Source organism: Streptomyces sp. Ac-502, assembly GCF_045222935.1.
Classification (GTDB): domain Bacteria; phylum Actinomycetota; class Actinomycetes; order Streptomycetales; family Streptomycetaceae; genus Streptomyces; species Streptomyces monomycini.
The window spans coordinates 5,216,313-5,227,380 of the sequence record NZ_JBHFFO010000001.1 but is presented as its reverse complement, the minus strand read 5'-3'; the positions used below and the strand labels follow the sequence as shown (position 1 = coordinate 5,227,380).

Here is an 11,068-nt window from a genome sequence, read left to right as displayed (position 1 = left end):
AGGACGCGGGCGCGAGCCCACACTTCGGTGCACTCAGTAGCCGAGGTTATCGAGCGCGCGCGACAGCGTCTCCACCGCCTCCACGACCGCGCGGAAGTCCGGCGTCCCGCCCAGGTGTTCGGCCAGCTCGGCGGCGAACACGTCGTGTTCCGGAGTGATACGGCGCAAAGCGGACAGACCGTCATCGGTCGGCGCGAGCAACTTGGCCCGGCAATGGGCCGGGTTGGGCCGGTACTCGGCCAGCCCCTCCGCCACCACCAGGTCCGCGACCCGCTGCACGCTCTGCCGGGCGAGGCCCAGCTCCCGCGCGATTCCGGCCACGGGCAGCGGTCCGCCCGCCACCGCGCCGAGCACCTGCCGGCGGGCGGTGGTCAGCCCGGCCGGACGCGCCAGCCGCTCCGACACGGCGAGCAGCTGGCCGTTGAGCCGGGAGACACCGAGGGCGGTCCGGGTGAGGAGCTCGGGGGCGTGCGGGGGCGCTTGCATGACAGCAGCCTGTCGATGTGACAGGAGACTGTCAATGAGGGGACGGGGCTCGGCCGTCCGGGTGAGCGGCGCGCGTTAACCCGTGGAGTGGGGTGGAGTTAACCCGTCCGTTCCTAGCGTCTGACGCGTACCGATCAGCGACCGGCCGATCACGACGGACAGATCAGCGACCGACCGATCACCACCGACCGATCAAGACCGACAGATCAGCGACCGACAGGAGACACGCCATGGAGACGCTGGGGCAGCTCGCCGCCCACCTCGTGCTCGACCTCGCCGCGGTGAGCGTGCTGACGTTCGCCATCTACTACCCGCGCCACCGGCGCCGCGACCTGGTGCCCGCCTACCTCGCGCTGAACGTCGCGCTGTTCGCGGTCGTCTCGGCGCTGGCCCAGGTCGGCGAGGGCGGCACGGCCCTCGGATTCGGCCTGTTCGGGGTGCTCTCGATCATCCGGCTGCGGTCCGACTCGATCCAGCACGAGGAGGTCGCGTACTACTTCACCACCCTGGTCCTCGGCCTGCTGTGCGGCCTGCCGCACCTGGGCTTCGCCATCGCCGCGACGCTCGCCGCGCTGCTGCTCCTGGTCATGTACGGCGCCGACCACCCGCGGCTGATGGCCCGCACCTGCCGGACCGTGGTCACCCTGGACGCCGTCCACACCGACCAGCGGGCGCTCTGCGACGACCTGGCGCGCCGGCTCGGCGGCGAGCCCTGCACCTGGACGGTCAAGGAGATCGATTTTGTCCGGGACCTGATGGTGGTGGACGTCCGCTTCCGTCTGCCGGAACCTTTCGGCAGGCCCGCTCGTACGACCTCACAGCGCACCGACCGCAACCGGCCCCGCACGATCACCCGTTCCCCCGCGCACCCGCAGCCCCGTCCCCTTTCCGAGGAGACCGTGTGATTCCCGCCGTACGGGCGATCGCCCGCGCCGCCATGGCGGCGCGCCCGATAACCCTCTCCGAGCTCCAGGCCCGCGCGGAGCTGATGGCCCGCATCGACCGCAGCTACCTCGTACCGGTCGAGATCTTCGCGGACTTCGCGGCCCGGCTGACCGACCCGCGGCGTCCCGGCGGCCCGTTCCGGGGGCTGTGCATCAACGGCCGCCGCTGGTTCGGCTACCACTCCGTCTACTACGACACCCCCGGCCTCCAGACCTTCCACGACCACCGGCAGGGCCGCCGCTACCGCTACAAGATCCGCGAGCGGCTGTACGAGGACTCAGGGGAACGGCAGTTCGAGATCAAGCTCAAGGGGCGGCGCGGCGAGACGCTCAAGCGGCGGCAACCGCTGCTGCCCGGGGAAGCGACGCTCGGGCGCGGCCCGCGCAGCTTCCTGGCCTCCGTCCTGCACGGCACGTACGGCATCGGCGCCCCCGAGGAACTGGTGCCGTCGCTGGTCACCGACTACCGGCGCGCCACCTTCGTCGCCGACGAGCAGCGCATCACCTGCGACGCGGACCTGGTCTGCCGGGACGCGGGCACCGGCCGCAGCGTACGGGCCGACGGCGGACTGGTCCTGGTCGAGACGAAGACCTCGGTCACCGGCCACCTGACGGAGGCGGACCGGCTGCTGCACTCCTACGGGCTGCGCGCCGCCGAGTTCACCAAGTACTGCGGGGCGATGGCGGCGCTGCGCCCCGGGCTGACGGACAATCACTGGCGGCGGGCGGTGCGGGAGGCGTTTCCGCGGGCTGCGGCATAGGAGGCAGGCAGCCCGTCTCAGGCACGGCGGTCCGTGGCCGCCGGGCCGAAGCGGGCCGTGACGCGGGCACCGCCTCCGGACGCCGCGCCGCACTCCAGCGAGCCGCCCGACTCCTCCGCCGACCGGCGCACGATGTCCAGGCCCAGCCCCGTCGAGCCGCCGCCGCTGCGGCCGCGCTCCGGGACGTGCCCGGCGGGGAAGCCGGGGCCGTCGTCCTCGACGGTGAGCAGGCACCCGCCGGAGACCGCGCGGGCGACCGTGACGCGCAGCCCCGCGCCGTCCGGGGTGTGGTCGAAGACGTTGCCGATCAGGGCGTCCACGGCCGCGGCCAGTCCGGCAGGGTCGGCCCGTACGACGGCCGGACCGCCGGGGGCCTCGAAGGCCAGCTCGCGGCCCTGGTCCTCGGCCAGCGGGCGCCAGAAGTCGGCGCGTTCGCGGGCGATGGCGGACAGGTCGGCGCATGGGGGGCGCTGGGTGCCCGCTGCCGACGCCGTACCCGGGCCCGCCGTACCCGCATCCGTCGGGCCTGGGCCCGAGGCGCCCCGCCGGGCCGCCGCGCCCGGGCCCGCCGCGCCCCGCCGGGCCGCCGCGCGCAGCGGTTCGCGCGCCGTACGGATGATGTCGTCGACGCTGCGCTCCAGCGCCGCCACGTCCGCCGCGATCCGCTCCGCCTCCGCCGGGTCGCGCAGCCCCTCCGCGTCCAGGCGCAGCGCGGCGACGGGGGTGCGCAGCCGGTGCGCGAGGTCGGCCGCGTTCTCCCGTTCGGCGGTCAGGAAGCCGTCGATACGGTCCGCCAGGTGGTTCACCTCGCGCGCCACCGCACGCAGCTCGGGCGGCCCGGACGGCTCGGCGCGGGCCGCCAGGTCGCCCGCGGCCAGCCGGTCGGCGACCCGGGACAGCCGGCGCGCCGAGCCGACCAGGCGGGCACCGAGCCGGTCGGCGACCAGCAGCCCCAGCAGGACCAGCGCCACGCCGATCCCGGCGAGCTCCAGCGAGGAGGCCAGCGTGCCCGCGTACAGCTGGCTCTCCGACAGCGCGACGAGGACGACGGCGGTGCCGCCCGCCACGCCCTGCACCGGCACCAGGACGGTACGGCCCCCGGAGGGCGGCTCGTACGTGAACGCCCGCCCGTACCGGGCCAGCCGTACCGCGTCGGTGACGGGCGTGGCGGGCCCGAGTACGGTGCCGTCGGCGAGCACGACCGAAGTACGGGGAGACCCGGGCCGTTGGCGGAGTCGACGATGCCCGCGGCGGCCCGGCGCGCGTCCGGCGCATCGCTCGGCGCCCCGCCGGACCCCGCGCCCCGCCCGCCGGCCAGCGCCTGGCCGACCCCGGTGGCCAGCGAGTGGGCGCGCGAGGTGGCGTCGGCGGTGGCCCGGTCGGCGGCGTGGCTGCGGGTGAGCAGGGCGAGCGGGACCAGCAGGGCGGCGAGGACGAGCGCGGTGGTCGCGGCGGTCAGGAGGAGCAGGCTGCGGCGCATGGTTACGGCTTGCGGGGCGGGGTGGGGCCGCCGTCCGGGCTGGTTCCGCCGAGGGCTTCCGGAGCCGCCAGCTTCACGCCCACCGTACGGACCGTGTGCAGATAGCGCGGCCGCTGTGCCGTCTCGCCCAGTTTCCGCCGCAGCCACGACAGGTGGACGTCCACTGTCTTGTCCGCGCCGCCCAGCGGCTGCTGCCACACCTCCGCCAGCAGCTCCCGCCGGGAGATCACCTGTCCCGCGCGCCGCGCCAGATGGGCGAGCAGGTCGAATTCGCGCGGCGTCAGGTCCAGCGGCTCGCCGTCCAGGGACACCTCCCGCGCGGCCGTGTCCACCCGCAGGCCGCCGACCCGGAGCGCGGGTTCCGGTTCCGCGGTGCCGAGGCGGCGCAGCACCGCCTTGATGCGGGCGTCCAACTGAGCAGCCCCGAAGGGCTTGACGATGTAGTCGTCGGCACCGTCACCGAGGACCGCGACCATGTCCGGCTCCTCGTCGCGCGCGGTGGCGACGATCACCGGTACGTCACTGACGGCCCGCAGCATCCGGAGCACCTGCGCGCCGTCCACGTCCGGCAGGCCGAGGTCCAGGACGACGAGGTCCGGGCGGTCCGTGACGGCGGCGTCCAGGCCGGACATGCCGGTCGCCGCGGTGGCCACGGCATGGCCGCGGTCGCGCAGCGCGCGCAGCAGAGCGCCGCGCAGCTGGGGGTCGTCCTCGACGACGAGGAGATGGGACATGCCCGTCACCGTAACCAGGCACCCCGGCCCGGCGGGAGACGCCGCGGGCGACGGCACACCTCGGGCCAGGGGTTTGTCCGCGTCTTAACCGGACGTTAGGAAAGGGTGCGGGAAGGTGCCGGGGACGGTGACGCGGGCCGTACGGGCGCCGGATCCGTACGGCGGAACGACGGAACCCCGGAACGGCAGGAAGGACGGCGCGATGGCGTGGCGCAGTGTGGCGGCGACGGCGGCCTGGGTGTGCGCGGTGGCCGCGGCGGGTGGTCTCGGTGCCTGGTCGCTGGCGAGCGCCGACACCGGCGGCCGCAACGCGCGGGCCGTACCGCTGGACGACGGGGGCGTACGGGACCGGCTCGCCGCGGCCCGCGCCGCGTCGCCGGAGCCTGGGCCGGGGTCGGGGCCGGGGCCGGGAACGGGGGTGCCCTCGGGGCCCGCCGGGACCGGCCCGTCGGCCGGATCGCCGTCGGGCGTGCCGTCCGGATCGCCGTCCGGTTCCGGGCCCGCTTCCGCGTCCCCCTCCCGCCCCGGGGGCGGCGGAACGATCCGCCTGGCCGGGGGCAGCGCCACCGCCGAGTGCCGTACGGACGGCCGGATCTACCTGACGGTCTGGAGCCCGGCCACCGGTTACCGCGCGGACGACGTACGGCGCGGGCCGGCCGCTACCGCCGCGATCGAGTTCGAGCCGCTCGACGACCACTCCGGCGACGACCACTCCTACACGCTGCGCTGCGCCGCGGACGGCCGCCCGCAGGCCGCCCCGGCCCCGGACGACGACGATGACGACTGAGCGCCGCCCGGAGCCGCCTGCCCTGGAGCTTCCTACAGCCCCACCGACAGACTGTCCGCGCCCGTGCCGAGCGCCATACACAGTGTCGGTACCTCGCGCCGCGCGGCGGTCCCTAGGCTGAAGGCGTCCGCCGTACCGTGCCCCTTGGCGGGCCCGAGCGATCCGAGGTAGTGCCCGTGACCACGACGCAACCCGACCCGGCAGCCGGCGCGGCGGTGCACGCCGCCGACCGCGCGCACGTCTTCCACTCCTGGTCCGCGCAGGGCCTGATCGACCCGCTGCCGGTGGCCGGCGCCGAGGGCTCGTACTTCTGGGACTACGACGGCAACCGCTACCTCGACTTCTCCTCCCAGCTGGTCAACACCAACATCGGCCACCAGCACCCGAAGGTCGTCGCCGCGATCCAGGAGCAGGCCGGCAAGCTGTGCACCCTCGCGCCGGGCTTCGCGGTGGACGTCCGTTCCGAGGCCGCCCGGCTGGTCGCCGAGCGCACCCCCGGCGACCTCGACAAGATCTTCTTCACCAACGGCGGCGCCGAGGCCGTGGAGAACGCGGTCCGGATGGCCCGGCTGCACACCGGCCGGACAAAGGTGCTGTCCGCCTACCGCTCGTACCACGGCGCCACCGCCGCCGCGATCAACCTGACCGGCGACCCGCGCCGCTGGCCGTCCGACACCGCGTCGGCCGGTGTCGTGCACTTCTGGGGCCCGTTCCGGTACCGCTCTCCCTTCCACGCGGAGAACGAGGCCCAGGAGTGCGAGCGCGCCCTCGCGCACCTGGAGGACACGATCGCCTTCGAGGGGCCGCAGACGGTCGCCGCTATCATCCTGGAGACCGTCCCCGGCACCGCCGGGATCATGGTGCCCCCGCCCGGCTACCTGGCCGGAGTCCGCGAGATCTGCGACCGGTACGGCATCGTCTTCGTCCTGGACGAGGTGATGGCGGGCTTCGGCCGTACGGGCCACTGGTTCGCCGCCGACCACTTCGGCGTCACGCCGGACCTGCTGACCTTCGCCAAGGGCGTGAACTCCGGCTACGTACCGCTGGGCGGTGTCGCCATCTCGGCCGAGATCGCCGCCACCTTCGACCAGCGCCCCTACCCGGGCGGCCTGACCTACTCCGGCCACCCGCTGGCCTGCGCCTCCGCCGTCGCCACGATCAACGCGATGGCCGAGGAGAAGATCGTGGAGAACGCGGCGGAGATCGGTGAGCGGGTCATCGGGCCCGAGCTGCGCGCCATCGCGGAGCGCCACCCCTCGGTCGGCGAGGTGCGCGGCCTGGGCGTCTTCTGGGCGCTGGAGCTGGTCAAGGACAAGGAGACGCGCGAGCCGCTTGTCCCGTACAACGCTTCGGGCGCGGCCAACGCCCCGATGGCCGAGTTCGCGGCGGCCTGCAAGCGGGGCGGCCTGTGGCCCTTCGTGAACATGAACCGTACGCACGTCGTGCCGCCCTGCACCGTCACGGAGGCCGAGGCGAAGGAGGGCCTGGCGGCCCTGGACGCGGCGCTGTCGGTGGCGGACGCGCACACGCGCTGAGACCGGTACGGGCACGGGTTCGTGCCCGGATCCGGGGCCGGGGCCGGGCGCGCGGCCGGGGCTCCGGCCCCCGGCCGCCCCGTGCCACTCCCGCGCCACCGTCGCCCCGCCCGCCCCCTCGCCTATCGTGAGGGCGAGGGCCGCTCTCCTTACGCGGTCTACGGACCATGCGGTCGCACGGGCCCCCGGGGCCACGAGGCCGCCGAAGGAGACGGACACGATGCCCGCCGGCCCAGGCAGCGGAGTCATACGGCGCAACACCCTGCGCCAGCAGATCGCCGACGCGCTGCGCGACGAGGTGCTGGCCGGACGGCTGCCCTGCGGAGACCAGTTCACGGTCAAGGAGATCGCCGAACAGTACGGGGTCTCCGCGACGCCCGTCCGCGAGGCGCTGCTCGACCTGTGCGCCCAAGGGCTCCTCGACGTCGAGCAGCACCGCGGTTTCCGGGTGCACGCCTTCACCGCCGCCGACTACCGGGCCATGATCGAGGCCCGCACCCTGATCGTCGAGGGCATCTTCCGTACCCGCGCCGAGCGGGCGCTGAACACCGTGTCGCCCGCGGTGATGATGTCCATCAGGCGCCGTGCCGAGGAGGCCGAACGGGCCGCCCGGGCCGGTGACATGGACGTGCTGATCGGGTACGACCTGCGCTTCTGGCGCGAACTGGGCAGTCTGGTGGGAAACCCGTACATCAGTGACTTCCTGGACCGGGTACGGGTCCAGAGCTGGGTCTTCGCCGTGCCGCTGCTGCGGCGCGAGCCGGACCTGCGCGGCCGGCTGTGGCACGGCCACCGCGATCTGGTCGGCGCCGTCGTCCGGCGCGACCTGACCGAGGCACAACGGCTGGTACGCGAGTACAACGAGCACTCCCTCGCCCTCGTCGGTGGCCCCGGGTAGCACTACGCTGTCCCGACCGCCCCCCACCCGACTGGAAGCGAGTCTCGTCTCGTGGCATGTGACCTGTGGCTGGTCCCCCTTGTCGATGTGCTGTGCCACAGCCCCGACAACCCCTTCTCCGAAGAGATCGCCGCCTACGACCAGGCCCTCACGGAAGCGGGGCTGCCGCCGGTCCCCGTCTTCAGCTACATGCCCGGCCTGTCCGGGGACGTCGCCCCGGTGGCGGGCTTCGACTACGACGCGCTGCACTTCCTGCGGCGCGCGTACCTGCTGAGGATCTGCGGCCTCGAAGTGACGCCGGTGGACGAACTGGGCGGCGACTACGAGCAGTTGCTGGAGATGTTCGAGACCACGGCCCAGCAGTCGCACCTGGTCTGGCACTACGACCACGCCGGGGCGTACGTCCCGGTCGACTTCCCGCACCCGCTGGCCACCGACGAACTCCTGGAGGGCGGCGGGCCGCTGGGCTCCGCGCACGGCCTGCTGCGCGACCTCGAACTGGTCGCGCCGGCCATCGGTATCGATCCGGCCAATCCGCCGGCCGCCCCGCAGGCCCCGTCGCGCCCCACCACGCTGGAGGAACGGGTGGAGGGACTGCCGCCGGACGACAGTCCGTTCGCGCGGGAGCGGCACGTCTGGCTGGGGCTGCACGCGGCGGCGACCCGCAGCCTGGGCCAAGGGTCGATGATCGTCTTCAGCTGACGGCGGCCGGCCGCAGCCGGTACGGGAGCGGCCGCCGGCCCGCGCGAGCGGGCGTACGCCTCAGCGCGGCGACTCGGGCGGCCGCTGCCGCGGCATGTTCGGGCGGGTGCCCGGCGGGAGCGTGATCCGGCCAGGTTGCGGACCGCCGGGCTCCGGGCGCTGTCCCCACTGGGCCGTCGCCCGCGCGGCCGGCGGCAGCGGGCCCGGACGGAACTGCGCCATCCAGTCGGCGGTCTCGGCCCGCACCAGCTCCGCGATGTCCTCGTTGAACCGGCGCAGCACGCCCAGGCAGCGCTCCGCCGCCTCACCGGCGGTGCCCTCCGTCGGGCCGAGGACCTCGCGGACGTTCTCCGACGCCCAGTCGAACTGGAGGACCTCCAGCCGCCGTTGCACCGCCTGCGCGGTCGCCACGTCCCGCATCCAGCCCGCGGTCACCCCGAAGAACCGGTCGCCGGCCACGCACACCGCCGCGACCAGCAGCGCCAGATACCCCCACTTCGCGCCCCCGGGCACCACCCCGGTCAGGTCGAGCAGCGGCAGCAGGCCGCCCACCGCCACCCCGGCCGCGGCCCCCAGGCGCAGCGCCCGCGCGCCGCGCCGCTTGGCCACCCGGTCGTGCAGGTACCAGGAAGCGGCCCGCAGGGCGCCCTCCTCGACCCAGTGGTACAGCTCGTCGAGGCGCTCAGCCGGCTCGCCCCAGTCCCCGAGCGGGAAGGTGCGGCTCCCCAGGTCGCCGCGCCCGCCCCCGCGCTCCTCCCGAGGGAGCCCCTCGGGCTGCATCTCCGGCTGACTCACCCGTGCACTCCCTCATGCAGATACGTGCGATGCGCGCGGTACGTACGAGACGGCCGGTGCGCATCCTCCTTCCTACCGCCGAACGGTGGGCCTCGCCCCCAAGATCGCTTTATTTCCGCCCGGAAGTGGTGCGGAATCCGGTATAGGACCATGCCCGCTCTCACTCGAAAGAGTTGCCACTGCCCGGTGGCGTACGGTTTCCACGGCTTCCACCCCTTTGGTTCCCGCCTTTCGCTCGGTCGTGTCCCCGCCCCCCGGCCGGTCCCGTCCGCGCCGCCGGTTCCTTCCCCCTCCGCCGCCGGTACCTTCCCGTCCCCGCCTCCGGTCCCGTCCCGTCGCCGTCCGCCGCCCGGCCGCCGGGGGCCCGTGGGGGCGCCGCCCCGCGCCCACGCCCGCGCCGACTAGGCTGCTCACGTGAAGGTCCTCGTCATCGGCGGCGGCGCCCGCGAACACGCCCTGTGCCGCTCACTGTCCCTCGACCCCGACGTCACCGCGCTGCACTGCGCCCCCGGCAACGCCGGCATCGCGGAAGTGGCCGAGCTGCACACCGTCGACGCCGTCGACGGCGCGGCGGTGGCAGACCTGGCGCGGCGCCTGGAAGCGGAGCTGGTGATCGTCGGCCCTGAAGCGCCGCTGGTCGCCGGGGTCGCCGACGCCGTGCGCGAGCGCGGCATCCCGGTCTTCGGACCGTCCGCGCAGGCGGCCGAGCTGGAGGGCTCCAAGGCGTTCGCCAAGGACGTGATGGCCGCCGCCGGGGTGCCCACCGCCCGCAGCTACCTGTGCACCACCCCCGCCGAGATCGACGCCGCGCTGGACGCGTTCGGCGCCCCGTACGTGGTCAAGGACGACGGCCTGGCGGCCGGCAAGGGCGTCGTGGTCACCGAGGACATCGAGACCGCGCGTGCCCACGCGCTGGCCTGTGTGGGGGCACCTCCCGCGCCGTCCAGGCAGCGGGGGAGTGTGGTCATCGAGGAGTTCCTGGACGGCCCCGAGGTCTCTCTGTTCGCCGTCACCGACGGCGAGACCGTCGTCCCGCTCCAGCCCGCCCAGGACTTCAAGCGCGCCCACGACGCCGACGAGGGCCCGAACACCGGTGGCATGGGCGCCTACAGCCCGCTGCCCTGGGCCGACCCCAAGCTGGTCGACGAGGTGCTCCAGAGCGTCCTCCAGCCCACCGTCGACGAACTGCGCCGCCGCGGCACGCCCTTCTCCGGGCTGCTGTACGCGGGCCTGGCGATCACCTCGCGCGGCGTGCGCGTCATCGAGTTCAACGCGCGCTTCGGCGACCCGGAGACCCAGGTCGTGCTGGCCCGCCTCCGTACCCCGCTGTCCGGGCTGCTGCACGCCGCCGCGACCGGCACGCTCGCCGCGCTGCCGCCGCTGCGCTGGAGCGACGACGCGGCGGTGACGGTCGTGGTGGCCTCGCACAACTACCCCGGTACGCCGCGCACGGGCGACCCGATCGGCGGCCTGACGGAGGTCGCGGAGCAGGACGCGCCCGGCGCGTACGTCCTGCACGCGGGCACGAAGAAGGACGCCGCCACCGGCGAGGTCGTCAGCGCGGGCGGCCGGGTGCTGTCCGTGACGGCCACCGGCACCGACCTGGCCGCGGCCCGGGAGCGCGCCTACCGGGCGCTCGGCCGGCTCACGCTGGACGGGTCGCACCACCGTACGGACATCGCGGCGCGGGCGGCGGGGGAGAGCTGACGACCCGTACCGGCGCTGTCGCGGCCCGGATCGGCCCGCTTCTCGGGGCGGGCCGGTTCGCTTTCGGGTCGCTTCCGGGCCGGGCCGGGCGGTGTCCGGGTCGGGCCGGGAGGCGTTCGGGTCGACCCGAACGGCGTTCGGGCTGGTCAGGGTCGCTTCCGGCCGGTCGGCGTCCGGTGGGGTACGGGCCGTGTCCGGCCGGGCCCGCGTGGCGTCCGCTACGCGCCGTTCCGGGCGTA

11 protein-coding genes are annotated in these 11,068 nt (G+C 74.7%); 7 read left to right on the top strand and 4 right to left on the bottom strand.

Annotated elements, in window-relative coordinates:
* Window positions 1-33: 33 nt before the first annotated feature.
* Window positions 34-486: a MarR family winged helix-turn-helix transcriptional regulator gene (locus ACEXOX_RS23585; RefSeq protein WP_406523061.1), complete on the bottom strand. Its 453-nt coding sequence runs from the start codon at window positions 484-486 to the stop codon at window positions 34-36.
* Window positions 487-716: 230 nt separating this feature from the next.
* On the opposite strand from ACEXOX_RS23585, the gene ACEXOX_RS23580 reads away from it, so the two are divergent.
* Both ACEXOX_RS23580 and ACEXOX_RS23575 read left to right on the top strand, forming a co-directional pair.
* A complete protein-coding gene (locus tag ACEXOX_RS23580) occupies window positions 717-1,391 on the top strand; it encodes a DUF4956 domain-containing protein (RefSeq protein WP_406523059.1) in 675 nt (224 codons plus the stop codon).
* Window positions 1,388-2,191, top strand: a complete 804-nt coding sequence (locus ACEXOX_RS23575; protein ID WP_406523057.1) for a polyphosphate polymerase domain-containing protein — start codon at window positions 1,388-1,390, stop codon at window positions 2,189-2,191. The genes ACEXOX_RS23580 and ACEXOX_RS23575 overlap by 4 nt, the downstream gene beginning before the upstream one ends.
* Before the next feature lie 17 nt (window positions 2,192-2,208).
* Here the strand turns inward: ACEXOX_RS23575 and ACEXOX_RS23570 are convergent, their stop codons facing one another.
* Window positions 2,209-3,390 carry a sensor histidine kinase gene (locus ACEXOX_RS23570; protein ID WP_406523055.1) on the bottom strand — a complete coding sequence of 394 codons (1,182 nt, stop codon included), beginning with the start codon at window positions 3,388-3,390 and terminating at the stop codon, window positions 2,209-2,211.
* A 283-nt stretch (window positions 3,391-3,673) separates the two neighbouring features.
* On the bottom strand, window positions 3,674-4,405 hold the full coding sequence (locus tag ACEXOX_RS23565; protein ID WP_406523054.1) for a response regulator transcription factor: 732 nt from the start codon (window positions 4,403-4,405) through the stop codon (window positions 3,674-3,676).
* A 202-nt stretch (window positions 4,406-4,607) separates the two neighbouring features.
* Here ACEXOX_RS23565 and ACEXOX_RS23560 point away from each other — a divergent pair, with 202 nt between their 5' ends.
* The 4 genes from ACEXOX_RS23560 (at window position 4,608) to ACEXOX_RS23545 (ending at window position 8,327) form a co-directional block, all read left to right on the top strand.
* A complete protein-coding gene (locus tag ACEXOX_RS23560; protein WP_406523052.1) occupies window positions 4,608-5,192 on the top strand; it encodes a hypothetical protein in 585 nt (194 codons plus the stop codon).
* A 176-nt stretch (window positions 5,193-5,368) separates the two neighbouring features.
* Window positions 5,369-6,727 (top strand): aspartate aminotransferase family protein, encoded by a 1,359-nt coding sequence (locus ACEXOX_RS23555; RefSeq protein ID WP_406523051.1) that lies wholly within the window; start codon window positions 5,369-5,371, stop codon window positions 6,725-6,727.
* A 220-nt stretch (window positions 6,728-6,947) separates the two neighbouring features.
* A complete protein-coding gene (locus tag ACEXOX_RS23550; RefSeq protein WP_030023235.1) occupies window positions 6,948-7,625 on the top strand; it encodes a GntR family transcriptional regulator in 678 nt (225 codons plus the stop codon).
* 51 nt (window positions 7,626-7,676) lie between these two features.
* On the top strand, window positions 7,677-8,327 hold the full coding sequence (locus ACEXOX_RS23545; protein WP_406523050.1) for a hypothetical protein: 651 nt from the start codon (window positions 7,677-7,679) through the stop codon (window positions 8,325-8,327).
* A 60-nt stretch (window positions 8,328-8,387) separates the two neighbouring features.
* Here the strand turns inward: ACEXOX_RS23545 and ACEXOX_RS23540 are convergent, their stop codons facing one another.
* Window positions 8,388-9,122 carry an SLATT domain-containing protein gene (locus ACEXOX_RS23540; RefSeq protein ID WP_406523049.1) on the bottom strand — a complete coding sequence of 245 codons (735 nt, stop codon included), beginning with the start codon at window positions 9,120-9,122 and terminating at the stop codon, window positions 8,388-8,390.
* A 414-nt stretch (window positions 9,123-9,536) separates the two neighbouring features.
* Here ACEXOX_RS23540 and purD point away from each other — a divergent pair, with 414 nt between their 5' ends.
* On the top strand, window positions 9,537-10,829 hold the full coding sequence (purD, locus tag ACEXOX_RS23535; RefSeq protein WP_406523047.1) for a phosphoribosylamine--glycine ligase: 1,293 nt from the start codon (window positions 9,537-9,539) through the stop codon (window positions 10,827-10,829).
* The last annotated feature ends 239 nt before the right edge of the window (window positions 10,830-11,068 follow it).

What these genes read in the sequence shown, in the direction of transcription:
- ACEXOX_RS23585 (WP_406523061.1), bottom strand. Translation starts at nt 486, where the DNA reads ATGCAAGCGCCCCCGCACGCCCCCGAGCTCCTCACCCGGACCGCCCTC.
- ACEXOX_RS23580 (WP_406523059.1), top strand. Translation starts at nt 717, where the DNA reads ATGGAGACGCTGGGGCAGCTCGCCGCCCACCTCGTGCTCGACCTCGCC.
- ACEXOX_RS23560 (WP_406523052.1), top strand. Translation starts at nt 4,608, where the DNA reads ATGGCGTGGCGCAGTGTGGCGGCGACGGCGGCCTGGGTGTGCGCGGTG.
- ACEXOX_RS23550 (WP_030023235.1), top strand. Translation starts at nt 6,948, where the DNA reads ATGCCCGCCGGCCCAGGCAGCGGAGTCATACGGCGCAACACCCTGCGC.
- ACEXOX_RS23565 (WP_406523054.1), bottom strand. Translation starts at nt 4,405, where the DNA reads ATGTCCCATCTCCTCGTCGTCGAGGACGACCCCCAGCTGCGCGGCGCT.